This is a genomic window from Bacillus sp. AFS031507 (assembly GCF_002584635.1).
GTDB lineage: Bacteria > Bacillota > Bacilli > Bacillales > Cytobacillaceae > Neobacillus.
In genome coordinates this window covers 115,824-142,704 of sequence record NZ_NUOW01000013.1, presented here as the reverse complement: position 1 = coordinate 142,704, position 26,881 = coordinate 115,824, and the positions used below count along the sequence as shown (strand labels likewise).

Annotated in this window: 27 protein-coding genes; 26 read left to right on the top strand and 1 reads right to left on the bottom strand. The window is 39.1% G+C overall.

From position 1 onward, the window contains the following. Positions 1–129: 129 nt before the first annotated feature. From miaB to COE25_RS13250, 4 genes are all read left to right on the top strand, one after another. Positions 130–1,674, top strand: coding sequence for a tRNA (N6-isopentenyl adenosine(37)-C2)-methylthiotransferase MiaB (miaB, locus tag COE25_RS13265; protein WP_098932986.1), 1,545 nt, complete (start codon positions 130–132; stop codon positions 1,672–1,674). A 1-nt stretch (position 1,675) separates the two neighbouring features. Next, positions 1,676–2,131 carry a YlbF/YmcA family competence regulator gene (locus tag COE25_RS13260; RefSeq protein ID WP_088086428.1) on the top strand — a complete coding sequence of 152 codons (456 nt, stop codon included), beginning with the start codon at positions 1,676–1,678 and terminating at the stop codon, positions 2,129–2,131. A 356-nt stretch (positions 2,132–2,487) separates the two neighbouring features. Beyond that, positions 2,488–3,033, top strand: coding sequence for an outer spore coat protein CotE (locus COE25_RS13255; RefSeq protein WP_088086429.1), 546 nt, complete (start codon positions 2,488–2,490; stop codon positions 3,031–3,033). Positions 3,034–3,153: 120 nt separating this feature from the next. Then, positions 3,154–3,354: a hypothetical protein gene (locus COE25_RS13250; protein WP_098932985.1), complete on the top strand. Its 201-nt coding sequence runs from the start codon at positions 3,154–3,156 to the stop codon at positions 3,352–3,354. A 14-nt stretch (positions 3,355–3,368) separates the two neighbouring features. Here the strand turns inward: COE25_RS13250 and COE25_RS13245 are convergent, their stop codons facing one another. After that, positions 3,369–3,920, bottom strand: a complete 552-nt coding sequence (locus COE25_RS13245) for a GNAT family N-acetyltransferase (protein ID WP_098932984.1) — start codon at positions 3,918–3,920, stop codon at positions 3,369–3,371. Between the two features lie 247 nt (positions 3,921–4,167). On the opposite strand from COE25_RS13245, the gene COE25_RS13240 reads away from it, so the two are divergent. The 22 genes from COE25_RS13240 to COE25_RS13140 all read left to right on the top strand — a co-directional run bounded on the left by COE25_RS13240 (position 4,168) and on the right by COE25_RS13140 (position 26,865). Next, positions 4,168–4,833, top strand: coding sequence for a protein kinase family protein (locus COE25_RS13240; RefSeq protein WP_098932983.1), 666 nt, complete (start codon positions 4,168–4,170; stop codon positions 4,831–4,833). Positions 4,834–4,845: 12 nt separating this feature from the next. Beyond that, positions 4,846–5,310, top strand: coding sequence for a flavin reductase family protein (locus tag COE25_RS13235; protein WP_088086433.1), 465 nt, complete (start codon positions 4,846–4,848; stop codon positions 5,308–5,310). Between the two features lie 419 nt (positions 5,311–5,729). Continuing rightward, complete coding sequence (locus COE25_RS13230; RefSeq protein ID WP_088086434.1) at positions 5,730–6,929, top strand: MFS transporter; 1,200 nt, start codon at positions 5,730–5,732, stop codon at positions 6,927–6,929. A gap of 149 nt (positions 6,930–7,078) precedes the next feature. After that, positions 7,079–7,768: an SDR family NAD(P)-dependent oxidoreductase gene (locus tag COE25_RS13225; RefSeq protein ID WP_098932982.1), complete on the top strand. Its 690-nt coding sequence runs from the start codon at positions 7,079–7,081 to the stop codon at positions 7,766–7,768. A gap of 32 nt (positions 7,769–7,800) precedes the next feature. Beyond that, positions 7,801–8,628 (top strand): SDR family NAD(P)-dependent oxidoreductase, encoded by an 828-nt coding sequence (locus tag COE25_RS13220; RefSeq protein ID WP_098932981.1) that lies wholly within the window; start codon positions 7,801–7,803, stop codon positions 8,626–8,628. Positions 8,629–8,655: 27 nt separating this feature from the next. Further along, positions 8,656–9,168, top strand: a complete 513-nt coding sequence (locus tag COE25_RS13215; RefSeq protein ID WP_306572536.1) for an SDR family NAD(P)-dependent oxidoreductase — start codon at positions 8,656–8,658, stop codon at positions 9,166–9,168. Continuing rightward, on the top strand, positions 9,107–9,421 hold the full coding sequence (locus COE25_RS32115) for an SDR family NAD(P)-dependent oxidoreductase (RefSeq protein ID WP_306572535.1): 315 nt from the start codon (positions 9,107–9,109) through the stop codon (positions 9,419–9,421). The genes COE25_RS13215 and COE25_RS32115 overlap by 62 nt, the downstream gene beginning before the upstream one ends. A 460-nt stretch (positions 9,422–9,881) precedes the next feature. Next, a complete protein-coding gene (locus COE25_RS13210) occupies positions 9,882–10,727 on the top strand; it encodes an alpha/beta fold hydrolase (protein WP_098932980.1) in 846 nt (281 codons plus the stop codon). Positions 10,728–10,867: 140 nt separating this feature from the next. Continuing rightward, a complete protein-coding gene (locus tag COE25_RS13205) occupies positions 10,868–11,521 on the top strand; it encodes a GntR family transcriptional regulator (protein ID WP_098932979.1) in 654 nt (217 codons plus the stop codon). Positions 11,522–11,574: 53 nt separating this feature from the next. Continuing rightward, positions 11,575–12,768: an acyl-CoA dehydrogenase family protein gene (locus COE25_RS13200; protein WP_098932978.1), complete on the top strand. Its 1,194-nt coding sequence runs from the start codon at positions 11,575–11,577 to the stop codon at positions 12,766–12,768. 102 nt (positions 12,769–12,870) lie between these two features. Next, entirely contained in the window at positions 12,871–13,824 is a 954-nt protein-coding gene (locus tag COE25_RS13195; protein WP_098932977.1) for a VOC family protein, read from the top strand. 57 nt (positions 13,825–13,881) lie between these two features. Beyond that, positions 13,882–14,364: a flavin reductase family protein gene (locus COE25_RS13190; RefSeq protein WP_098932976.1), complete on the top strand. Its 483-nt coding sequence runs from the start codon at positions 13,882–13,884 to the stop codon at positions 14,362–14,364. A 49-nt stretch (positions 14,365–14,413) separates the two neighbouring features. Beyond that, positions 14,414–15,196 carry a 2-keto-4-pentenoate hydratase gene (locus tag COE25_RS13185; RefSeq protein WP_098932975.1) on the top strand — a complete coding sequence of 261 codons (783 nt, stop codon included), beginning with the start codon at positions 14,414–14,416 and terminating at the stop codon, positions 15,194–15,196. Between the two features lie 108 nt (positions 15,197–15,304). Next, the gene (locus tag COE25_RS13180) at positions 15,305–16,294 is read left to right on the top strand and encodes a fumarylacetoacetate hydrolase family protein (protein WP_098932974.1); all 990 of its coding nucleotides are present in this window, start codon (positions 15,305–15,307) and stop codon (positions 16,292–16,294) included. Positions 16,295–16,321: 27 nt separating this feature from the next. Continuing rightward, positions 16,322–18,175 (top strand): XylR N-terminal domain-containing protein, encoded by a 1,854-nt coding sequence (locus COE25_RS13175; RefSeq protein ID WP_098932973.1) that lies wholly within the window; start codon positions 16,322–16,324, stop codon positions 18,173–18,175. A gap of 189 nt (positions 18,176–18,364) precedes the next feature. Beyond that, positions 18,365–19,681, top strand: coding sequence for an MFS transporter (locus COE25_RS13170; protein ID WP_098932972.1), 1,317 nt, complete (start codon positions 18,365–18,367; stop codon positions 19,679–19,681). Positions 19,682–19,852: 171 nt separating this feature from the next. Beyond that, entirely contained in the window at positions 19,853–20,692 is an 840-nt protein-coding gene (locus tag COE25_RS13165; RefSeq protein WP_098932971.1) for an alpha/beta fold hydrolase, read from the top strand. A 26-nt stretch (positions 20,693–20,718) separates the two neighbouring features. Next, on the top strand, positions 20,719–21,672 hold the full coding sequence (locus COE25_RS13160) for a VOC family protein (RefSeq protein ID WP_098932970.1): 954 nt from the start codon (positions 20,719–20,721) through the stop codon (positions 21,670–21,672). A 60-nt stretch (positions 21,673–21,732) separates the two neighbouring features. Then, complete coding sequence (gene tcuA / locus COE25_RS13155) at positions 21,733–23,238, top strand: FAD-dependent tricarballylate dehydrogenase TcuA (protein WP_098932969.1); 1,506 nt, start codon at positions 21,733–21,735, stop codon at positions 23,236–23,238. Further along, complete coding sequence (locus tag COE25_RS13150; RefSeq protein ID WP_098932968.1) at positions 23,238–24,434, top strand: acyl-CoA dehydrogenase family protein; 1,197 nt, start codon at positions 23,238–23,240, stop codon at positions 24,432–24,434. The genes tcuA and COE25_RS13150 overlap by 1 nt, the downstream gene beginning before the upstream one ends. A 332-nt stretch (positions 24,435–24,766) precedes the next feature. Beyond that, on the top strand, positions 24,767–25,966 hold the full coding sequence (locus COE25_RS13145) for an acyl-CoA dehydrogenase family protein (RefSeq protein WP_257208805.1): 1,200 nt from the start codon (positions 24,767–24,769) through the stop codon (positions 25,964–25,966). A gap of 41 nt (positions 25,967–26,007) precedes the next feature. Further along, positions 26,008–26,865, top strand: coding sequence for an FAD synthetase family protein (locus COE25_RS13140; RefSeq protein WP_098932967.1), 858 nt, complete (start codon positions 26,008–26,010; stop codon positions 26,863–26,865). The last annotated feature ends 16 nt before the right edge of the window (positions 26,866–26,881 follow it).

Genomic DNA, 26,881 nt, shown 5'->3' with positions numbered 1-26,881 from the left:
AGTTAACCTTTATACTATAATAATGTGCGGAGAAAGTCTGAAGTCTTCATTCATCTTTTGCACAGATTAAAATCTTAAAAATTTAATAGATGAATTACGTAATATGAAAAGAAAGGGGCATTTGAACAAATGAATGAAAAACAACGTTTAGAAGGTCAGAAAGTCGAGTCTGTTAATTCTTCGGACAAAAAATCCGCAAAGGATTACAGCAAGTACTTTGAACAAGTAATTACTGCACCTTCTTTAACAGAAGCGAAGAAACGCGGAAAAGAAGAAGTAAAGTACCATAATGATTTTTCTATTTCTGAAGAATTTCGTGGAATGGGCGAGGGGCGGAAATTTTATATCCGTACTTATGGCTGCCAAATGAACGAACATGATACTGAAGTAATGGCTGGGATTTTCTTAGCATTAGGCTATGAACCAACCGACAGCACGGAGGATGCCAATGTCATTCTTTTAAATACATGTGCGATCAGAGAGAACGCAGAAAATAAAGTGTTCGGTGAACTGGGCCATTTAAAGTCCTTGAAATTGGAAAAGCCTGATTTACTTATCGGTGTTTGTGGATGTATGTCTCAAGAGGAATCTGTAGTTAATAAGATTCTCAAAACCTACCATCAGGTCGATATGATTTTTGGTACCCATAATATTCATCGTTTACCAAATATATTGCATGAAGCATATATGTCAAAAGAAATGGTTGTTGAAGTATGGTCAAAAGAAGGCGACGTGATTGAAAACCTTCCAAAAGTACGCCGTGGAAATATTAAAGCATGGGTTAACATCATGTACGGCTGTGATAAATTCTGTACGTATTGTATCGTACCTTTTACACGTGGGAAAGAACGAAGCCGACGTCCAGAAGAAATTATCCAAGAAGTTCGTCATCTAGCAGCACAAGGCTACCAAGAAGTTACTTTGCTTGGTCAAAACGTGAATGCCTATGGAAAAGATTTAGAGGACGGAACTTATGGACTTGGTGAACTGATGGATGAATTGCGAAAAATTGATATTCCACGGATTCGTTTTACAACAAGCCACCCGCGTGACTTTGATGATCGTCTAATTGAGGTCCTTGCCAAAGGCGGCAATTTAATGGATCATATCCATTTGCCAGTGCAATCAGGATCAACTGATGTGTTAAAAATCATGGCTCGTAAATATACAAGAGAACAATATTTAGAACTTGTTAAAAAAATCAAAGCGGCCATTCCGAATGTTGCTTTAACAACGGATATTATCGTTGGTTATCCGAACGAAACAGACGAACAGTTTGAAGAAACGATGTCCCTCTATCGTGAAGTTGGTTATGAATTAGCATATACATTTATTTATTCTCCGCGTGAAGGTACTCCAGCTGCAAAAATGGAGGATAACGTTCCGATGGAAGTGAAGAAAGCACGTTTACAACGCCTAAACGCTCTTGTGAATGAACTTTCATTAGAAGCTATGAAAAAACATGAAGGCCAAATCCTTGAAGTTCTTGTTGAAGGGGAAAGTAAAAACAATCCTGATGTTCTTGCAGGCTACACTTCTAGGAGTAAGCTTGTAAACTTTGTTGCACCAAAATCAGCGATTGGCAAGATTGTAAAAGTGAAAATTACACAAGCAAAAACATGGTCATTAAACGGAGAAATGGTGGAAGAACTAGAACCAGCAGAGGTGAAGTAAAGTGGCGAAATATACAAAAGACGATATCGTTGCACGTGCAACTGATTTAGCACGGATGATTGCAGAAACAGAAGAAGTTGACTTTTTTAAACGAGCAGAGGCTCAATTAAATGAAAATAAGAAAGTTCATACCTTAATAGCTGACATTAAGGGATTGCAAAAGCAGGCTGTAAACCTTCAGCATTATGGAAAACCAGAAGCACTAAAAAAGGTAGAAGATAAAATTGCTTCAATTGAGCAAGAGTTGGATGAAATACCTGTGGTCCAGGATTTCAAACAATCACAATTAGAAGTGAATGAATTGCTACAAATCATTGCCTCAACCATTTCGAATACTGTAACCGATGAAATTATCATTTCAACGGGCGGCGATGTATTGTTAGGAGAAACTGGATCTAGCATGCAAAATGGCGGCGGTGCTTGTGAAGGTCACGACGATTGCGATCACGATCATTAATATTCTAGTCAGGCTTTTAACAAAGCCTGGCTTTTTTTTAGGCAGTGTTAAAGGTCAATGTTGATTTATAACCAAGTAAGTTGATTGGAGCGGAAAGCGCAGCGCCTGGAGCGAAAATCAACAGCCAAGTTTAACAGAGCCATTTTTATAAATCTTATCCACTTTTATATTCCCCTGATTCCTGCCATTTTATTAACCTTCGTTTTAAGTACAGGCTAGGAAGGCACACACCTATAAATCCCGCATAAAATGAACTATGACTAAACTTTTATCCAGCACTCATCAAAATAAATATCACACTAGTCTTATATCATGCATACGATGAAATGAAAATGAATGAGGAGGGTTCGCGCGAAATGGGAGACTATAGAGAGATAATTACCAAGGCCGTAGTAGCGAAAGGACGTAAATTCACCCAGTCCAATCATACGATTAGCCCGGCGCATAGTCCAACAAGTATACTTGGCTGTTGGATCATCAACCATAAATACAATGCGAAAAAGGTTGGCAAGACTGTAGAGATACATGGCTCTTACGACATCAATGTTTGGTATTCATTTAATGACAATACCAAAACAGAAGTTGTTACAGAACGTGTCCAATATACAGATGTCATTAAGTTAAAGTATCGTGACCATGACTGCCTCGATGACAATGAAATAAGTGCTCGAGTGCTACAGCAGCCTAATTGCTGTGAAGCGGTCATTTCCCCTAATGGTAACAGAATCATCGTCCATGTCGAAAGGGAATTCCTTGTAGAGGTGATTGGCGAGACTAAGGTTTGTGTTCGCGTCAGTTCTGAAGGCTGCAAGGACAATGACGATGAGTGGGGAATGGACGTAGACGATGAAGAATTCGAGGAGTTAAATCCTGATTTCTTAGTCGGCTCAGAAGAAGAATAAAACTAACTAGGAGGTTTTTACTTCCTAGTTTTTTTCTTTTTTCGGAAAAAGGATGGAAAAATTCTGATTTAAGAATGATTAGATGCTAAAATCAGCAAGCTATTTTAAGGAGGTGTTACTATGGAACCCAGACAGCCTGGAAATAAAAATATGCCTGATTTTGAACAATTAAATGACAGAATTATCGCTGAAAGCTCTCCTTCGCCAATGTTAGTTATTAAAACAAATCTTGACCCAAAAGATACTTCAGAAAATAATCCGTATTATCATGATACGGAAGAAAAAAATGCTAAAGCAATGAAGGAATACTTTCAGGAATAAGAAAAGCCAGGATATTAAACCTGGCTTTTCTTCCATTCTGGTTTTAATAATGATAATACAAACGTATCATGAAATTGCTCATTTTGATTGATATACCCTCGTAGTAAACCTTCCTTCGTGAAGCCTAGCTTAATTAGTAAATTTACGGATGACATATTTTCAGGGTAAACTATAGCTCCAATTCGAAATAAATCCAATTGATTAAAACTAAAGCGGATCACTTCTTTAATCGCCTCTGAACCATAGCCCATCCTCCAATAGTCGGGATGAAGCTCATAACCAATTTCTGCGCGCTTATTTTTTAGATGTAAACTATTAAGACCAACAGTGCCGATGATCCTTTGATTTTCCTTTAATTTGATACCCCAGCGGATTCCACGTTTATCAACCAGGTTCTTATGAAACATATCAATTAATCTTGAAGCTTCGACAGGTAAAGTAAAACGATTTGTTCCATAAAAACGGGTCACTTCTTCTAATGATAAAATCTCGTATAGATAATCTACATGCTGATGTGTTAGTTCAATTAATTTAAGTCTTTTCGTATTTAAAATGGGAAAAGTCATGGCAACCCTCTCTATTTGTCCCTTTACCTGTATACTCAATAAGAGCGGTAAAAGGGGATTTCCAAATGAATACTAAATTTTTCTGTTAACTAATAGTGTATAATGGCTTATAAGAAATTTCCATTAAATTTTGAATAAAATTAGTTGAACATTTTATCTAACATAGTGGTAAGATGTGTGGAGAAAATCATTTCTTAGATTAACCCTTTTCAAAAAATGAATGCCTAATAGATTAGAAGGTGTGCAAATGCAAAAAGCAGAGTATATAAATTTAATAGAAACAGAATTATTACCAAGAATACAATTAACGTCTGATAGTCCGTTTGACCCCATCATTGTAAAAAATATGTCACCGTTATGGAAAACGATCGGGAGCGGCAATTATGCTGGGGTCTTTACACTTGATGCTCATCCAGAGTGGGTGGTAAAAGTTTATGGTCGAAGCCCCGAGGAGCTTAAAAAAGAAATTGATGTTTACAATAGGTTAGGAAATCATAAAAGTTATTCTTCACTTTATGATTATGGGGAAAATTATCTAATCTTAAAAAAGCTTAACGGTATTACCTTGTTTGATGCTGTGGTAAAGGGAGTTCCAATCCCTGAGGCTGTCATAAAGGATATTGATTCAGGTTTGGATTATGCGAGGTCGGTTGGATTAAATCCCTATGATGTTCACGGCAAGAATGTCGTCATGTTTGAGGGGAGAGGTTATATTGTTGATATTTCTGATTTTTATAAACAAGGGTACTGCAAAAAATGGAAAGATTTAAAAAAAGCTTATTACAAGATTTATTTACCATATATATATAAATATCATCCGCCTATCCCATTTTTTATCGTCGATGCGGTGCGAAAAGGATATCGGATGTATCGTCGTTTGAAAAAAAAGGCAATAAAGAAAAATAAAAATTAGCGAGGTGAAATTATGGATGATCGTCAATTTCGAAACGCAATGGGAAAGTTTGCAACAGGGGTAACGGTGGTCGCAACGGAAGTGGCTGGAAATGTCCATGGAATGACTGCGAATGCATTCATGTCTGTTTCTCTAAATCCAAAACTTGTCGTAATCTCAATTGCTGAAAAAGCACAAATGCTTGAAAAAATAAAACAAAGTAAAAGCTTTTCAGTCAATATACTTGCGGCAGATCAACAAGAATTATCAAAGATTTTCGCGGGACAGTCGAAAAATCAACAAGAAATTGTGTTTGACCGCCTCGAGGGTATACCAGTTTTACCAGGAGCAACTGCTCAAATTGTTTGCGAAGTATCAGCGGAGCATGATGAAGGTGATCACACACTTTTTATTGGCAGAGTAACCAATCTTAAAGTTGAAGATTCTGAGCCATTAATCTATTTTAGTGGAAAATACCGATTGTTAGCAGAAGAGTAATTGGTGGGTTAAGCAGATTGGTTAGTTTTTTACTAATTTTTGAAAAGATTATATAAAATAGACTCGATAAGCAAAGATTATCAGTAAAATTTTACTTGATAACGATATGTAAAAAATGTCCTGAAATTTTCAGGGCATTTTTTAGTGTTTTCGCGAAATAACGACTATAATTCTAAAAATAAATAATATTTAGAATATATTGACAAGTATTTATTTGGTATGTAGAATTACAGTTAGTAAAAGAAAGCGCTTTTTTTACCGTTTTATACAATTAAAAAAGTAATAAACGTAAAATTAAAATTTTAGTTCTGTTGTTTTGATGGCCAACAAAACAACCTGCTCGAAATTTTTGTTTTATTTTGAAAGCGGATTCATTATCTATTTCAAAACATTTATGAAATGATATGGGAGGTTTAACAATGGCAGTAAAGACCATCAGCAGAAATTTTCTTAAGTTTTTGGTTGTTATTCTTGCTTTCCAAGATGTTGCTGCAGGGGTAGCAGGATCAATAATGGCTGACATCATTAAGGCATTTCCACAATATGACCCCACAATTGTTATGTTAGTTGCTACTTTTCCAGGATTAATACAAATTGTTCCTGCTCTCTTTTATGGTAAACTTTCCAAAATGTTCAAGAAGCGAACACTATTGTTTGTAGGCTTAAGCCTTTTCATCATCGGAGGAGTCCTTCCAACATTTATTGATAACCTATGGTTGATAATTGCTATGAGAGGGATTTTAGGGCTTGGTGTCGGGATTACAATGCCGTTATCGGTGGACGTTATTACAGATTTCTTTGATGGAAGAGAAAGAGATTTCTTGATTGGATTTGGTACATCAACGATTGCCTGTATCGGAGCAATTTTCTTCCAATTGGTTGGAGGGATCTTAGCGGATGCTTATGGGTGGCATTATGGTTTCCTAACCTACCTGTTCCCTATTTGGATTCTTGCTATTACAATTCTTTACCTGCCCGAGCCTGAGAAGAAACAGGTAGCTATAGTCGATAGTAAACAGGCAGCCGTAAAGATTAAATTGCCAAAAGCAATCTATTGGGTAAGTCTCGGACAGGTCTTTTATTCAGCGCTAATTTTTGGCTATGTAGTAAATATTTCAGTTGTCATCCAAGCGGATAAATTAGGTAATGCCACAGAAGCTGGTTTGGCTATATCCATCTTTACTTTTGGTACTTTAATAGCTGGTTTCCTTTTTGGGAAGATAAAACACAAACTTCCAACCATGTATTTACCGCTTGCTGTTTTAATGACCGGTGTTGGAATGGCCATCTGTTACTACTCTCCAACTCTAACAATGATCTTAATTGGAAGTGTATTCGGTGGCTTTGCGATGGGTATTGGCATTCCAGGAGTATTTACTAGGGTTTCTGAGTTAACCCCAGTAGGTGCTCCTTCAAATGTAGGTTTAGTGGTTGCAGGGCAAGGGATTGGAGGGATTTTAGGGCCTTTTGGATTTCAAGTGATTCAAAATATATTTAACCAAGATATAGGTAGATTCCCATTAGCAGTTAGTGCAATTGGATTAGTTGCATTAGCAATCATTTGGGCTATTTCGGTAATGAAGCCGAAAAGGGATATTGAGGCTACTCTAAGTCAATGACAAAGAAAAAGCTAAAATGATGAGTAGAAAATTCATCATTTTAGCTTTTTATATGAAAAAAATTATTACATGAGAGGGGACGTATGATGGGGAATTCATTACAAAGATTACAAAATAAAGTTGCGATTGTAACGGGCAGTACCTCCTGAATTGGCGAAGCAACTGCTAAATTATTTGCTGCAGAGGGTGCAAAAGTTGTAGTTGTCGGAAGAAGAAGGGAAAACGGAGAAAGAATCGTTGATTCCATCAATAGCCAGGGAGGAGAAGCGATTTTCGTACAGACAGATATGACGGACGAAGAACAAATCATAAATTTAGTAGATAGTACGTTAGAGAGATTTGGTCAAATTGATATTCTTATCAATAATGCAGGGAGAATTATTGAAAAACCATTTATTGAATTAACAACCAGTGATTGGGATGAATTCGTTGCACTTGATGCGTATTCTTATTTCCGTGCCATGCAGTTGGTCCTCCCGCATATGGAAAAACGGTCTTCAGGAAACATTGTCAATGTGACCTCTTTAGCTGCGGTCAGTGTCATGCCTACCCATGCACTCTATAGTTTTGTTAAAGCAGGAATCACCCATATGTCAAAGGTAGTAGCTGCTGAGTATGCCGGAAAAGGCATCCGGGTGAATTGCTTATTGCCGGGTGTCGTCTATACGGAAATGATTGCCGATAATCCGAATACCCCTCATATGGAAAAAATCATCCCATTGGACAGGATGTCCACACCAGAAGAACAGGCAAAAACAATTTTATTCATGGTTTCTGATGAATCATCCTATATGACTGGTACCTCCATCGTATCTGATGGCGGTGTAAGAGGAATATAGACATCAATCCAAAAAGCAAAGGGGGATATAATATGCTGTTAAAAGATAAAATAGCCGTCATAACTGGTGGAGCAAAGGGCATGGGAGAAGCTACATCTAAAAAATTCGCCGAACAAGGTGCGACCGTAGTCATTGCTGATTTGGATTTTGATGCTGCTCGTATCGTTGCTGATAACATCCAAACAGCCGGAGGACAAGCTCGCGCCTATAATCAGGTAGACGTCACTGATCAATTAACGATTAAAGCAACAGTAGATCAGGTGATGGAGGAATTTGGCAGAATTGATATTTTAGTAAATTCTGCAGGAGGTACCTTTGGTGCTAACGGGAGCAGTGAAAATATTAACATGGAGGATTGGGACAGAACCATAAAGTTAAATCTTAATGGTACCCTTAATCCAATTATGGAAATTTTACCGTACATGAAAAAACAAAGATATGGAAAAATCGTTAATTTCTCTTCGATGGGGGCATTTAATGCTTATACGGTTGTACTGCATTACCATGCTGCCAAAGGTGCGGTGGAGAGTCTTACCCATAATCTCGCATTTGAACTTGCGCCGCTAGGAGTCCATGTTAACGTCATTTCGCCAGGTCCGATTATGACTCCTTTTTGGGATGAATTAATGCCTCCTGGTCCTGAACGAGATCAATTTACAGCAGCACTTTCCAAAAAAGAAGTTCCGATGCACAGAATGGGGACGGCTGAGGATATTGCAGGTGTGTGTTTATTCTTAGCGTCAGGATTATCTGACTATGTAACAGGACAGAAAATCTTTGTTGGCGGTAGCATGGGTAACATCATATCCCATAATTCTACCTTCCTATCATCCGAAGAAAATAAACAGGTTAATAAATGATAGACTGTGCAGAAAGGGGAGAGTTGATTGAAGAGATTAGAAGGTAAAGTGGCTATAATCACGGGCGCCGGTAATGGACAGGGAGCGTTTGAAGCAGAATTATTCGCCAAAGAGGGAGCGTCCGTTGTTGTCACAGATATAGACTTTGAAAGTGCAGCTAAGATTGTCAAGGAAATCCATAACAATAATGGCACCGCAATCGCGATGCAACATGATATTTCTTCAGAAGTTGATTGGAAAGTGGTAATAGAAAAAACAATTGAGTCCTTTGGGAAAATTGATATTCTAGTAAATAATGCTGGAATACATAAGGAAACAGCAATGTCAGACATCACATTAACAGAATGGAATAAGATGATTGAAATAAATCTAACTGGAACTTTTATTGGTATCCAATCTGTTATCCCTTATATGAAGAAAAATGGCGGTGGTTCGATTGTTAACATAGCTTCGATTGCCGCTCTTAGGGGAGGGAGCTTTGCTCACTATAGTGCAGCAAAGGGGGGGCGTACGATCACTTTCGAAAACAGCGGCTATTGAATATGCACGGGACAATATACGAGTCAATAGCGTTTATCCGGGACTTATCATGACTGACCTTGTAAAAGATGCGCTTGAAAATGAAATTGTCCGCAGGAACCTAATGGATCAACTTCCGCTTGGTCGTTTTGGAAAAGTTGAAGATGTGGGATATGGTGTTCTTTACTTAGCATCAGATGAATCTTCTTTCGTAACTGGATCGGAATTAGTAATTGACGGCGGCACAATGGCTGGTGCAAGATTGCTGGAATAATTTCTAACATATAGGCTGTGTTAAAGCTTATTGTTGATTTTGGCACCCTGTTGACCTTCGTTCCAGGCACGAAGACTCCTGCGGGAGGACGGGGCAGGGGAGACCCCGCAGGAGCGCAGCGACGAGGAGGCTCCCCGGACCGCCCGCGGAAAGCGAAGTGCCTGGAGCGGAAATCAACAGGCAACTTTAACAGAGCCAACATATAGAAGATTTAATAGAGGATGTCAAAAAGCTTTAGACATCCTCTTTTTTATTTAGGGGAATTCACCAAATTCTAAATAAAAAAATATTCAGAATTTATTGACAAGGTTAAATAAACCAAGGTAAAATTATAGTTAGTTTAAGAAAGCGCTTTTATTACCATTTTAACCACTAAATTCATAGTGATAACACAGTACTGAAATTTTAGATTCAAGAGAATTAATGTTAAAAATTATTTTACAAAGTGAGGGTAACGAATATGACAGCAGTTGAAACAAAGAAGGTTCAAACAGGAAACTATCAAACCTTTATCCATGAAGGTGGTGACAACTCCTCTGAAACGATCATCTTTCTTCATGGAAGCGGACCAGGGGTAAGTGCTAAATCAAACTGGCAGCACATATTACCACATTTTAATGAGAAATTTCACGTAGTGGCACTTGATATTTTCGGTTTTGGCAATACCGATCATCCTGAGACCTATCCGAAAAATGGTGTAGAGTGGATGAATGAGCGGATCAAACAGGTATTGCTGTTAATGGATAATTTAGGGGTTGAAAAGGCCAACTTAGTTGGGAATTCCCTCGGTGGTGTCATTGCCCTTCATCTGCTCATGTATGCACCTGATCGATTTGATAAAGTAGTATTGATGGGGGCTGGCGGCGGTTTAACAGAACCAACTCCAGAACTTGCAAAACTAGCAAACTTCCATAAAGACCCAGATCCAGTTGCATTCAAAAATTTATTAAGCTGGTTCTTATTTGATAAAAGCATCCTTGAAGATGAATTGGAGAACATTGTGTCTGAGCGATTAGAGCTATTTTTAAAGCCCGAAGTTCGCAGATCATATGAGGAGAATTTCTCGAAATCACATTTGTCGGATATGCTTATCCCGCCTTCAGCACTGAAACAAATGGACCATTCTATTTTACTAATTCACGGACATGCTGACCGTTTTGTACCACTCCAAAGCAGCCTATATGTAATGGACTATTTGCCAAATGCACAGCTGCATGTCTTTAAGCGCTGTGGACATTGGGCGCAAGTCGAACAAAAAGAAAGATTTATCAAATTAACATCGGATTTTTTCAATGGTGACCTATAAACTAAAACTAACACACCCTTGATCGTCATTATAGTAGATTAGGATAAAACTCTAGTATATCCTAAAGTGACAATAGACACTCGCTAGTGAATTAACATATTATAGGGGTAACTAATCCTAGAAAATAGCAGGTGTATGATATGAAAATTGATAAGGCTTATCGCTATATAAAAAGATTAATCATTGAAGGAATCTGGGAACCAGAAACCTCGATAAATGTGAATGAGATTACGGAAAAACTAAATATGAGCCGGACACCCGTCCACAAGGCATTATCTAAACTTGAGCAAGAAGGATTTCTCACAATTATTCCGCAGGTTGGTGTCTTTGTAAAAAGACCTGACCCAGAAGAGGTTTTAGAACGATTATTGGTTTGTGCCAATTTAGATGCATTAATGACTGAGCAGGCTGCATTAAATCTGAACGAAGAGGAATTTCATTTTTTGGAAGAAATCTTAACAAAAATGGATAATTCTAGGTTATCAGCTGATGAATACTCCAGCTTAAATATTGATTTTCATCGCACCATTTATGAAGCCTCAAAGTTAACTTATACCTTTAATCTCGCGAAGACACTTTGGGATTACCTGAATTTTGTAGGTAATCCGGAAGAATTATTCACAGATGAGCGAAGAAAACAGTCTCAAACGGAGCATTGGATCATTTTTTATAGTCTACGAGAAAAGGACAGTAAAATGGCCAAAAGATTAATGGAGAAACATATGCGTCGAGTAGCTAAGCTTGTAGGAGAAAAATATCAGGACATTGATTTAAACCAACGTGTATTTAACTAATTCCACGGGCTAATGAATAAAGGAACAACCACTATTTTGCGGGGGGTACTCTAATGGAACAAAGCGTGTTGGATACAAAAAAAGAATTGGTAGAAAAGGCCAGGTCCCTGATTCCAAAATTACGTGAATATGGGGAAGAAATTGAAAAGACTAATTCATTACCCAAAGCTATTATTGATGATATGCAAAATGAAGGTACGTTAAAGGTATTACGTCCACATCTATTTGGCGGTTTTCAAACAGATATGCGGACATATACAGAGGTTGTCACTGAAATATCTCGTGGAAACGGGTCGGCAGGCTGGTTTGTCGCACTTAGTAATATTAGGGATTATATGATTTCTTATACGTTTGGAGAAAAAGCTTTAAGCGAAATTTACAAACAAGGAGAAGATGTCGTCCTAGCCGGAAACTTTAAGCCAATCAAATGTGACATCAAAAAGGTAGATGGCGGCTATTTTATCGAGGAAGCGCAGTGGCCGTTTGTATCAGGAAGTCCACATGCTGACTGGTGTTACTTTGGGTTTCCAATCTTCGATGAAAACGGCGGTGTAGAAATGGCCATTATGGTTATACCTCGTCACGAATTAGAAATCCTTGACGACTGGTATGTAATGGGTCTAAAGGGATCAGGCAGTAATAGCTGTCATATTAAAAATGTGTTTGTACCAGATCACCATGTATCATTAGATCGTCTAGCAAGTAAAGGACATTATCTCATTGAGCCGCTAAAAGATGTCGCCTTATACAGGTCTTCATTTGTGCCTTCACTAACTTTGTCAATTGTAGCACCTGCGCTGGGACTCGCAAAGGCAGCAATGGATTTATATATGGAAAGGCTTCCAAAAGCAGGGATTGGAAATACCTTCTATAGCAAACAAGCTGAGGCACCAATAACACATCACCAGGTTGCCCAAGCGCAGTTGAAAATTGATTCAGCTGAGATGCATCTTTATCGAGCAGTAGACAAAATTGATTCCTATGCTGAGCGTGGACAGGTAATGGATACAAATGAAATTATCAAAGTAAAAGCAGACTTTGGATATGTAAATCAATTATGCAAAGAAGCGATTGATCTGCTAGTAGCTGGGGTTGGATCAATGTTTACGTATGAGACAAATCCGATTCAAAGAGTTTATCGAGATTTTCTGACCATGCATTTACATGGCTTCATCACTCCATCAAGTTTAATTGAAACCTATGGAAGAGTCTTGTGCGGACAGGAACCAAATACTTATTTTGTTTAATATCCTTCTACTAATCTTTTCAAAAGTGCAACCTGAAATATCTGACTAGTACCAAAATTGGATTAATTGATAATTTTCATAAAAATCAAGGAGGTATATGAGATGAGTTTACCAGAAATCGCAAAATTAGGGCACGTTGCATTAGTATCAACGGATCTTGACAAATCACTTTGGTTCTTCAAGGAGTTAATCGGTCTTGAAGAAACAGAAGTAGTTAACGGTACCCATTATTTACGTGCATGGGGTGATTTTGAACATCATACGCTTTCAATTACTGCAGGAGAGAAGTCGTATGTAGACCACATTGCCTGGCGGACAAAACGACCGGAAGATGTTGAAGGATTTGCCCAGCTTCTAAAGGAAGCAGGGACCGAAGTAAATTGGGTTGAAGCGGGTGTAGAGGCGGGGCAAGGAAGAGCGGTTCGTTTCCAATTGCCAAGTGAGCATCGCTTTGAAATTTATTATGACATGGAAAAAACATTAGCAGAACCGTCCAAACGGTCCGTGTTAAAGAATCAGACGTATAAATCATGGGCACGTGGTGTTTCTCCTCGAAGAATTGACCATGTCAATATTCTGTCATCCTTAAAGGCAAATGTCATTTCTGATTATTTAATAGAAAAGCTAGGTTTTAAAATGAGGGAATGTGTTCAAGCACCAGATGAATCTTTAATTGGTGCTTGGTTAAGTGTCACACCATTGGTACATGATATCGCAGTAAGCCATGATCCATTTTCACAATCAACACATCAAATACACCATTTGTCATACTGGCTTGATAATGCCCAAGACCTTCTTCGTGCAGCCGATATCTTAGCTGAGAATGGGATCAAGTTTAAAGGTCCTGGTAAACACGGTATTTCCCAAGCTATGTACATTTACGTTGTCGACCCAGGCAGCGGAGTCCGCTTAGAGTTGTTTACCAATGGGTATTTAATCTTAGAACCAGACTGGGAACCTATCGTGTGGACTTTGGATGAAATGGATGTTGGTTTTACCTTCTGGGGCGACCAAACGGACACACTACCAGAAAACAATCCGACGATCGAAGCCTAAGAGTTTAGTAGATAACTTAAGATAACATAATCGGAAAAGAAGAAAGGGGTCATTAGAATGGATGATCGATTATTTAGAACCGCGATGGGGAAATTTGCAACAGGTGTAACCGTTATTGCAACAGATGTCGAAGGTGATGTGCATGGAATGACTGCAAATGCCTTCATGTCCGTGTCACTTAGTCCAAAGCTAGTTGTCATCTCGATTGGGGAAAAAGCTAAAATCCTTGAGAAAATAAAACAAAGTCAAACATTTTCAGTCAATATTTTAGCTGCAGATCAACAGGAACTTTCAATGATTTTTGCTGGACAAATAAAAGAGCCACGGGAAGTCATTTTTGACCGTCTTGATGGGAAACCAGTATTAGCTGGTGCCGTCGCCCAAATTGCCTGTGAAGTATCTGCTGAACACTTAGAAGGGGATCATACCCTTTTTATCGGCAAGGTGACTGATATTAAGCTTGAAGATGCTGAACCACTTCTTTTTTATAGCGGACGCTATCGTACCTTATTAGAGGAATCAACTGTTACATCAAATTAAAAAAATCACAACCATGCTTTAATAGCATCGATATAAAGGAGCAATGGTAATGGATATTCAAAAAGCTGCTACAGCACTAATGGAAGCGGAAAGTGAGAAACAGCCGATTGCTCCCTTTACCTCATCCACAGAAGAAATTTCTGTGGATGAAGCCTACCAAATTCAGCTGCACCAAATTCATCATAAAGTGGATAAAGGTGCAGTAATTGTTGGGAAAAAAATCGGTCTCACAAGTAAAGCAATGCAGGATGTGTTTAATGTGAACGAGCCTGATTATGGGCACCTTCTTAATGACATGATATATGAGGATGGAGAGACGATTGGACTAAATCAGTTTATCCAGCCAAAGATTGAATTCGAAATCGCCTTTGTCTTAAAAAAAGATTTAAAGGGTCCTGGAGTAACAATAAATGACGTCATTGAAGCAACCGATTACATCGTACCGGCACTCGAAATTATTGACAGTCGGATTAGAGACTGGCAAATCAAGTTCGAAGATACGGTAGCAGACAATGGCTCTTCAGCAGGGGCGGTTATCGGAAAAACATCTGCTAAGATAGATGGGCTTGACCTCACCAAAATTGGCATGAATGTATTTAGGAATAATGAATTTTTGGACTCTGCTGTAAGTGCAGCTGTAATGGGGAATCCTGCTCAGGCCGTTGCCTGGCTTGCTAATGCCCTAGGTAATTACGGTATCTCTCTATATGCTGGTGAAGTTATTCTAGCTGGAGCTCTTTCAAAGGCGATAGTCATAGAGGATGGGGATACATTCACAGCAGAATTTGAACATATGGGTTCAGTATCAGCGAGCTTCAAAAGAAACCGTTAAAAATAAATAAAACACTAGTACGATTTATGTTTGAAGACTCCTTGTATATCGTTATGTGAGGAGTCTTTATTGTAAGAAAAAAAATTCCATAAAATGAGGGGTAGTAAAATGGGTATTAAAGTTGTTAGATTCAAAAAGGAACAAAAAGAGCAATGGGGAGTGGTATCAGGAGATCAAATCCGCCTTTTATCAGGTACATACCAAAGTTTAGCTGATTTTTTGGAGCATGGGAAAGAAGAAGCTCGTACCATCAATGTTCAAGGTAATACAGAATGTGTTGAATTAAAAGAAGCGACCATTTTGAGTCCAGTGACAAAGCCAGCACGAATCATTTGTCAGGGAGTCAATTACTCAGAGCATCGTGCTGAGACGGGAATGGAAGCTGCACGAGCTCCATTTAATATGATTTTTAGCAAAGCTGACAGTTCCCTTTGCGGCGCCACTAGCGAAATTGTAAGGCCGCGCGATGTTAAACTACTAGATTATGAATTGGAGCTTGGTCTCGTAATTGGAACAGAAATCTCAGAGGAGTCAGATATAACTGACGAAAACCTTCATCAGTATATCGCCGGGCTCGTGATTGTTAATGATGTTTCTGCGCGAGATGTTCAGCTTTCTCAGGGGCAATGGTTGAAAGGTAAGAGCTACCGAACTTTTTGTCCAACAGGTCCTTATCTTTATTTGCTTGACAAGGAAGAGCTGCCATTGCTTCATGATCTTGAGTTAAATCTCTGGGTGAATGATGAATTAAGGCAATCTGCCAATTCAAATCAACTGCTTTACAAACCGGCAGAAACCCTTACAGAGCTCTCGGAAATTATGGATTTATCCCCAGGGGATCTGATAGTTACTGGAACTGCAGGCGGGGTTGCTCTAAATCTAACTCCACAAGTATTGGAACTTTTATCAAACATGGCTATTCCTTATCAACAAAAGTTGGATTTACTTGAAGAAGGACAATTAATCAGTGGCAAATACCTGAAGGACGGCGATGTCATTCGCTGCCAAATTCGTAGCTCAAATGGATTAATCGATCTTGGCGAACAAATAAATAAAGTCGTTCCAAGTATAAAGAAAAGCCATGTAAACTCCTTTTAACCCTTAAATTGAGAGGGGGAATTAATATTGAGTAACTTAACCCAATCATATAAACCTAGCTCCACAGAAGATGGAAATAAAAAAATCCTTTCAACTTCTGCTGCTTTTGGACTCCTAAGGAAAGGATTAATAGAGAATCTAGGGACTAAAAGAGCAAAAGGGTTTCTACTTCGTTATGGTTGGAATTTAGGTGTTAGTGATGCAGAAGAAGCAATGAAAACAAGTTCATCGATCAATGACCTTCTTAATCAAGCATCGATTCTTCATTTAAGCACGGGACATTTTAGAGACATGAAGTCCGAAAGAATAATCGAAATGAGTGATTCAGAAACCATTAAATCGATCCTTGGCAAAGGAAAATGGATTGACTCATTTGAAGCAATGGAGCATATCAAGCACCATGGCCAATCAGAAGCACCGGTTTGTCATACCTTGACAGGATATGCAAGCGGTTATATGTCAACTGTCTGCAGGAAGAGTGTCATTGTTAAGGAAATTAGCTGTATTGCTATGGGAGATGCTGAATGCTGCTTCGAAGCAAGACTGCAAGAGGATTGGGGAAATGAAATTCAAGAGGAACTTAAATTCTATCATGAAAGTAATATCATTGATGAACTGGAGTATACTTATGAGCAATTGTTAGAGCAGCGGAATTTTATCGAAACCGTATCTAAATTTCATAAGAAATTAACGGAAAGTGTTTCGAATGGAAGCAATCTTCAGGATATTGCTGATAGCACTTTTAAATTATTGAGAATCCCAATTTCTATTGAAGATTTGAGCTTCCAAAAAATTGTTTACTCAGGGCTGAAAGATGAGCAATATATTAGTCTTAATCACAACCTAAAAGAGAATTTAATTCGAAAAAATAGGAATAATCACAACCTGCTGCCATTATTTAATGAAACGACTAGAATAAGGACAGAAAATCAGGAACGTTTGATTACGCCGATTATTGTCCAAAAAAAAGTAATTGGATATTGTACCTTTTTTTATATAAATGACCTAGGGAAAAGCGCAGAAACGGATATTATGTTTATAGAGAGGGTTGCCAATGCCGCCTCATTGTACCTTTTAAACGAAAAAACAAGTTTTGAAGCACTAGAAAAAATGAAGGGGTATTTTTTAGAACAAATCCTTAAGGGGCAATATTCCTCCAAGGAGGAAATTATCAAGCGTGGCTGGCATATGGGATTTAACCTTGAGAACCCTTATTATATTGCCGCAATTGATTATAAAGAGAAGGGAATGACCACCCAGAATAGCTTTGATCACTATGACCAAATATTAGAGACTATTGCCAAGTATCTCGATATCCAAGGATATAAAGCGTTAATTGGTCAGTATGAGGGTCAGATTATAATGCTGATACCCGAAACAGCAAATATTATCGCTGTAATGGAAAAAATCCTGAAACATATTGAAACAACGTATTCATCTTATCATTATAAAGTCGGGATAAGCGATAAATCCGAGGATATTGAGAGTATATTGGATTATTTCGAAGAGTCATTAATTGCCTTACGGATGTCCACAGAAAAAAAAATTAATGGATTTAAAGATTTAGGGATAGTTGGTGTCCTAATAAATTCAAAAAATGTAAGCGGGATTAAGAAAATCGCAAAACAAGAATTAGGACCACTATATAAATTAAATGATATGAAACAAAAAGAGTTACTGAAAACACTCTATGTCTTTTTATCCAATGGTGGAAAACTTCAGCAGACGATGGATGACCTTTCCTTATCTATGAGTGGTCTAATGTATCGAATCAATAAGATTGAAGCGCTCATCAATAAAGATTTGCGGGATTCTTCCCAAAGCTATCAGCTCTTGCTAATTCTTGACTCACTGATGGCATTAGGAGAGCTAAATATATAAACAACTAAGGGCAGTCCTAATCGGATTGCTCTAATTTATTGAGTTCATCATTTGATAAAAACCAACAAAAACAACTTGAAAATAGTGTAAATTCCAATAGTTTTTACTCTAGATGTAATATGCGTAATTTTCTAAAATATAAAAATGTAAGCAATTTCAAATTCGAGCTATTTATAGGGAGGAATTTATTTGAATCAAGGACAATCTATTAATCTGATTGAAAAAAGCACGGTGAAGAAAACAATGAAAAGAATTTTACCATTTATTTTGCTTTTGTATGTGGTTGCCTTTTTAGACCGAGTTAATATGGGGTATGCAGCCTTACAGATGAATGCGGATTTGTCATTAACAGCTGAAGTATATGGCTTGTTGTCTGGTCTATTTTTTATCAGTTATTTCCTCTTTGAAGTTCCTAGTAATATGATTTTGAATAAGGTGGGGGCACGGTTGTGGATTGCCCGTATTATGGTTACTTGGGGAATTGTCGTTGTGTTACAGGGCTTTATCCAATCAGCAACCCACTTATATATATTACGCTTTTTACTGGGTGCAGCTGAAGCAGGATTTGTCCCAGGGATCATACTATATTTAACATATTGGTTTAGGGCACGGGAACGCGGGAAAGCAACAGCGCTCTTTTTTGTTGCCTTGCCATTAAGTGCGTTGATCGGTGCCCCGTTGTCAACTTGGATCATGGATACAATTTCATGGAGTGGTTTGGCGGGGTGGAGATGGATGTTTATCTTAGAAGGTTTGCCAGCTGTTATTTTAGGGGTTGTGGTTATATTTTATTTGACCAATAAACCTGCTAACGCAAAATGGTTAACGACGGAAGAAAAAGCTTGGCTTGAGGGAGAATTAGATAAGGAACGAAAATTAAGTGCCAAGTTAAATAAAACCTCTCATCTTGGCATGTTGAAAGAGTCAAAATTGTGGAAATTAGCTTTATTTAATATCGCTGGTTTTATCGCAGTGAATGCACTCTCTTATTGGATGCCAACCATTATTAAATCTTTATCTTCATCTTCAACAACTAACTTACAAATTGGCTGGTTAGCTATGATTCCATCGATTGTTGCGATTCCGTCGATTCTTTTTACGGGATGGAATGCAGATCGAACGAACTCTCACAAATTGCATTTAGGAGCAAGTGTGTTTATTGCCATGGTTGGATTCATTGGCTGTGCTTTTGTATCAAGCGTTCCATTTATGGTCTTAATGCTTTCCATTACCTCCGCTGGTTTATATGGTATATCAGGTACTTTTTATGCATATATCACTTTCTTCTTCTCAGAATCTACTGCACCTGTTGGCATTGCTTTAGTAAGCACTCTTTCCTCATTAGGCGGTTTCGTTGGACCCTATATAATGGGTGTTTTCACTTTTAAACAAGCGATGTTTATCATAGCTGGATTCCTGCTTATCAGTTTAATCACACTCACAACACTTAAATTATCAAAGAAAGATCAGAATGAAATGGAAGACAAAATAGTCGTAGAAATATAATTAAAAAACCAATAAAAACTATCTAAAAATAGTAGGAAGTCAGATGATTTTTTCTCTAGATTAAAATTATTGAATTTTCTAAAATTTAGATAGGATTAAAATATGAAAAGGGTTACATTCTATTGGATGTTCCCATGATTGTTTTATTTACAGAAGGGGGAGAATTTCAAAATGGCAAACATTACTCAACAATTAGTTAAAACGGAAAACTTTGAAACATTTGTAAATCGCTCGGGTGAGGGGAATTCTGAAACTATATTATTCTTACATGGCTCAGGACCAGGTGTTTTCGCATGGGCTAACTGGCGATACGCATTAAATGCGTGCGGTGAAACATATGACTGTATTGCTCCAGACCTGCTTGGCTTCGGACAGAGTGGACATCCTGAATCACTTCCAAAGAACAGACAGGGATGGATGGACCTATGGGTAAATCAGCTGATTGAACTGCTGGATCGCTACGGGATACAAAAGGCTCACGTGGTTGGGAATTCGTTAGGCTGTTCCATTGCATTGGAACTATTATTAGAATATCCTGAACGTTTTGGCCGTGTTGTCTTAATGGGACCTGGAGGGACACCGAATACAAAGCTAAGTCCTGAACTAGCTCGGGCAAAGGGCTTCTACGACAATCCATCCGAAAAGAAAATGCGTCAAATTATGGGCTGGTTCGTGTATGATGTGGAAAAACTTGCCCCAGAAATTGACTCACTTGCTGCTACTCGATATGAGACAGCGATGCGTCCAGAAATCCATCTTTCCAACGAATCCATCTTTGCAACAGCAGCTGTCCCTGTGCCAGTAACAGCACTTAAACGGATCCAAAACCCAATCTTACTTGTTCACGGACGTGATGACATGGTTTGCTCAGTTGAATCTAGCTATTACCTACTCTCACATCTCCAGAATGTTCAATTGCATGTATACGGTCAATGCGGCCACTGGACGCAAATTGAGAACCAAGAAAGTTTTAATAATTTAATTAAAAACTATTTCTCTAGTACAATCTAAAAAACATTAGGAGCGGGGGTATAAAGATGACTTTACCAGAGATTGCAAAGTTAGGACATGTAGCACTCGTCACACCGGATTTGGAAAAATCTTTATGGTTTTTCAGGGATGTTATTGGATTAGAAGTAACAGAAGAAAAAAACGGAACCTATTACTTACGTGCATGGGGTGACTTTGAACATCATTCCCTCTCATTAACAGCAGGAGATAAAGGGTACGTTGATCATATTGGATGGAGAACGAAACGACCGGAAGATGTGGAGGGATTTGCCCAACTGCTTGAAAAAGCTGGAACAGAGGTTAACTGGATTGAAGCGGGCGAAGAAGCCGGCCAAGGAAGGGCGATACGCTTTAAACTGCCAAGCCAGCATTCTTTTGAAATTTACTATGATGTAGAAAAACCTAAAGCAGATGAAAAAAGACGTTCTGTCTTAAAAAATCAAACATACAAATCATGGGCGCGCGGCTGCTCCCCAAGGCGATTTGACCATGTAAATATTGCTACTTCCATGGATGTCGGTGAAATACTAGATTACTTAGGCAGCCAATTAGGGTTTAAGCTACGTGAATATGTGAAATACCATAAAAAAACGACTGTCGCAGGCTGGATGAGCGTTACTCCTTTAGTTCACGATATTGCAGTTATTTCAAGACCGCAAGCCGAAACACCGAACCAGCTTCATCACATTTCCTATTGGCTCGATAATGCCCAAGATATCCTAAGGGCTGCTGATATTCTTGCAGAAGAAGGCATTAAATTCATTGGTCCTGGTAAACATGGGGTATCTCAAGCATTTTATCTCTATGTATGTGACCCTGGCAGCGGCTGCCGAGTGGAATTATTTAGCGGATCCTATTTAATTTTTGAACCAGACTGGGAACCGGTCGAGTGGACGGAGGAAGAACACTCGATTGCTAACACCTATTGGGGAGAAACCGTAAGCGATAAGGAAATGAATAAACCAACGATCGAAGCGTGATGTATAAGCTGACTCAGGAAATAGCTTGAGTCAGCTTTTTTGAAAGCGAGGGACAGTCTTATGAAGGAAAACAAAATCTATGAAACTGATATTGTTGTAGTAGGGGCAGGGAATGCCGCAATGTGTGCTGCAATAGCTGCACGGGAAAATGGTGCCAATGTCATTGTGCTTGAAAAAGCTCCAGAGGTTGAAAAAGGGGGCAATAGCACGTTTACCCATGGCTCTATTCGTTTTGCCTACAAGGATGTCAATGAGTTAAAGCAAATTATGCCTGACCTTACACAGGAAGATATAGAAATGACAGATTTTGGTTCCTATAAGGAGGAAGAATTTTTTGATGATATGTGCCGTATAACGGAATATCGAACCGACCCAGAGCTTGCTTCCCTCTTAACAAGTAAAAGCTTTGAAACGATGAAATGGATGCAGTCCCATAAAGTCAGGTGGGTGCCGATTTACGGTCGCCAAGCCTTTAAAGTGGAGGGCATCTTTAAATTTTGGGGCGGAATGATTGTTGAATCTGTTGGTGGAGGTCCAGGGTTAGTCGGTGCACTCCACGAGGAAGCTGAACATTTAGGTGTTCAAGTATTATTTAATGCTATGGCGACCGAACTCATCCACGATGATGATGGGGTGCATGGGATCGTTTTTAAACATAATGGAAAAACAACAAAAGTCCATGCGAAAGCAGTTATCTTAGCATCTGGGGGTTTTCATGCCAACCAGGAGATGAGAACTCGATACTTGGGTCCAAATTGGGATTTAGCTAAAGCAAGAGGGAGCCGTTTTAACACCGGCGAGGGCATTCAAATGGCGCTAAATATTGGAGCTCTTGCAGCTGGAAACTGGTCAGGCTGTCATTCAGTTGGCGGAGATCGTTATTTACCTGAATTTACAGAAGGGTTCCAAAAACTCAGCTATCCGTTTGGAGTCCTAGTAAACGCCGAAGGAAAACGGTTTGTCGACGAAGGGGCTGACTTTCGCAATTATACCTATGCGAGATATGGGAAATTGATCCTCAAGCAGCCAGGACAATTTGCATGGCAAATATTCGATGCTAAAGTAGCCGGGCTTCTACGCGACGAATATCGGGGAAGAAAGGTAACAAAGGTAAAAGCGAATACCTTAGAAGAATTGGCTGATAAGCTTGACGATGTGGATCAGGAAGGTTTTTTAAAGACGATAGCGGAATACAATGAGGCTGTCCGTAAAGATATACCATTCAACCCTAATATTAAGGATGGCCGTTGTACAGATGGGTTAGCGGTGCGGAAATCCAATTGGGCCAATACATTAGATGAAGGTCCATTTGAGGCATATGCCGTCACATGCGGAATCACCTTTACGTTTGGCGGCTTAAAAATAAACACCAATACCGAAGTTCAAGATGTAATGTCCCAATCGATTCCCGGGTTATATGCTGCGGGTGAACTGGTAGGCGGCCTATTCTACTTTAACTACCCTGGTGGCGCTGGCTTAATGGCAGGATCGGTATTTGGGAAAATTGCCGGTGAAAACGCCTCACGTTTTATTACCCAAGTAAAAGAAAAAGAGGAGATGTTTTAATGACGAAACTTAAAGAATTTGACAATATTCTTGTAGAAAAAGCTAGCTCACTAGTTCCGAAATTAAGGGAAAGGGCGACGGAAACGGAAGAAATTCGTCGAATCCCTGAAGCGTCAATAAAGGAATTAAAGGAAGCAGGTATGTTCAAGCTGCTCCGTCCGAAACGATATGGCGGCTTACAAACCAATATGAAGACCTATGCCGATTGTATTGTCGAGATTTCCCGGGGCTGTGCTTCCACTGGCTGGATTGTAGCGCTCTGTGCGATTCGGGAACTAATGGTCGCTGAATCTTTTACTGAAAAAACACATTTGGAGATTTTTGGAGAAAATGAGGAAGATGTTCTATTTGCTGGGGTTTATGAACCAAGAAAATGCATTGCGAAGAAAGTGGATGGCGGGTATTTGGTTGAAGAAGGATTTTGGATGTTTTGCTCTGGCTCCCTTCATGCGACATGGGGATACTTTGGGATGGCGATTACAGATGAGGACGGAAAATTAGCCGATCAAGCTTTAATGACGGTGCCATTTGATGAGTTAGAAATCATGGATGATTGGCATACAATGGGCTTAAAAGGAACAGGCAGCAACAGTGTTAAAATGACCAATGTTTTTATTCCAGAACATCGTTGCGTTTCATTTTCTGAAGTTTTGAACGGAAATTTTAATTCACAGCACTTGCGTGATATTCCACTATATAATTCGGCACTCTTTCCATCCCTGATCTTATCATTAGGTTTGCCTGGCTTAGGGGTGGTGAAGGCTGCAATGGATTTCTTCCAGGAATTCCTTCCCAATCGAAGAGCTAGTCATATTGGGGTTGAATACTCCAAAGATGCCACAAGCACCCATCTTCTGTTGGCTGATGCCTCTTTAAAAATTGATACCGCTGAAATGCATTATTATCGTGTCGTTCATGAGATTGATTCCTGGGCGGAAAGCGGGAAACACATGGATCGTCACGCACGAGTAAAGACATTGGCAGATATCGGTTATGCAAATCAAATGTGTAAAGAGGCTCTCGATATTTTGATGCTCACCAGCGGATCAGGGTTTGTTTATGAGGGACACCCTCTACAAAGAATTTTCCGTGATTTTTGGACACTGTATTCACACCGCTCGCTTTCACCAACGATTACAAAAGAAAACTACGGACGGGTTCTGGCAGGATTGGAATCGAATGCCCTTAGGTACTAGAAGGAAAGGCGCTATTCGCCAGTAAAGAAGTGGTATCCGCCAGTAAAAGATGCGTATTCGCCAGTAATGGTAGGTTATCCGCCAGATAAGCACCTAAATCAAATTTTAGGTGTTTTTTTATGGATAAATAACGAAAAAAGGAGATCAAAATTCGATACAAACTTCATGCAAATAAAAAAACCAATAAAAACTATCTAAAAACTGCGCTAACTCAAACGATTTTTACTCTAGATTGAAGTTACCGAATTTTCTAAAATTTAATTATGAACAAAACTTCATTTAATACTTACTAAAATAGATGGGCTAAAACAAATGGGAAGGGAAGAGATGCAATGATGACGAGTACTATCTTGGATGTACAGACTGAACTGGTAGAAAAGGCACGATCGTTTGTACCAAGATTACGTGACCGGGCAAAAGAGACAGAGGAAATTCGGAGAATTCCAGATGCCACAATTAACGAATTAAAAGAGTCCGGTCTTTTCTATATCCTTCGCTCAAAACAATTTGGCGGCTACCAAACAAACATGAGAACGTATACGGATATTGTGACGGAAATCTCCCGTGGCTGTGGATCAACCGGCTGGATTGTTGCCCTATGTTGTATTCGGGAATTGATGATATCGGAATCCTTTTCTGAAAAGACGCATCAGGAAATTTACGGATCGGGTGGTGATATTGTTTTTTCAGGTGTATTTGAACCAAGAAAGATTCAGGTGAAAAAGGTTGAAGGCGGTTACATCATTGAAGAAGGTTATTGGCCGTTTTGCTCTGGCTCCCTTCATGCGACATGGGGATACTTCGGAATGCCAATTGTCGATGAAGATGGAAACGTCGTTGATCAAGGCTTGATTACTTTACCAATGAGCCAAGTGGAAATTACGGACGATTGGCATGTAATGGGACTTTGCGGCACAGGAAGTAACAGTATCAATATGAAAAATGTTTTTGTTCCAGATCACCGGGTTGTATCCTTTACAGACGCCATTGCTGGAAAGTTTCAATCTGATCATTTTCGAGATATTCCACTCTATAATACAGCACTATTCCCTGCGCTGGCGATGTCAATCGGTGTTCCGGGCTTAGGAATGGCGAAGGCTGCTTTAGAATTATTCATGGAAAAATTGCCAAATCGAAGAGCGGCGAATTTGGGGGTTGAATACTTAGGAGATGCCGTCACCACTCATCATCAAGCAGCAGAAGCATCGCTAAAAATTGAAACCGCTGCCATGCACTTTTACCAAGTCGCTGACCGCCTTGATGCTTGCGCTGTAAGTGGAGAGTACATGAGTAAATTTGAAAGAGTCAAAGCATTGGCCAATATCGGCTATGCGGTGCAGTCCTGTAAGGAAGCCATCGATATCTTAATCCTTGCAACGGGGTCGGCCTATGTGGGCAATGGGAACCCGATGCAAAGAATCGGACGTGACTTTGCTGCCTTATACACCCACAGAACAGTTTCGCCAATTACCTCCAAAGAAAACTTTGGGCGAGAATTATGTGGTCTTTCAAGCAATACGAAAAATATTTAATAATGATTGAGGCGTAGATTAAATGATTAGGAGGGAACTGCATGGAAACGATTTATTTGAACCCGGAAAATCTAGCGGACTATCAGCAAAAAGCAAGCCTCAGCGTCATGGCCCTAGGATTTTTTGATGGTATTCATAATGGACACCGTGAAGTGATTAAAACAGCTTTTCAGAAAGCAAAAGAAAGGAATCTTTCACTATCTGTGATGAGTTTCTTTCCACATCCGAAAACAGTTTTATCCATTGGAAAGACACATGTTGATTATCTGATGCCGCTTTCTGATAAGGAAAAAATATTCTGTGAACTGGAGGTCGACATATTTTATATCGTTGAATTCGATAGAGAATTTGCGTCACTTTCCCCAGAAAAGTTTGCAGCTAAGTATTTAGTTGATCTTGGTGTCGTCCATGCAGTTGCCGGCTTTGATTATACCTATGGTTTTCGTGGAGTTGGAAATATGGACCGCTTGATAAGTGATTCAGGCGGGATCCTCGAAGTGACAAAGGTAGATAAAGTGGAATACCAGGGGGAGAAAATTAGTTCAACCTGCATTCGTGAAAAATTGGCCAGTGGAAATATTGAGGATCTGCCAGCATTCTTAGGACGTCCCTATGAAGTGGTATGTGAATGGGACGGTACTTCACTAAGTGTAAGGCCTCATTATACATTGCCTGCTCCGGGAAAGTATGTAGTCACAGTAAGAGGAGCAAATCAATCACAAGTGCTAGAAATGATTGTTACAAAAGAAAAAGAATTGATTCCGCTAAAATCAGTTTCAGAGTTAACATCCAATGATAATGGTGTTCTTTCTATCATTTGGCACGAACAAATCCTCGGAAAAGTGAAAAATTCTTATCAAGAGCATGGGTGGATTCAAGGAGTTGTTCAAATCGGATAACCAGAAGTTTTAATAA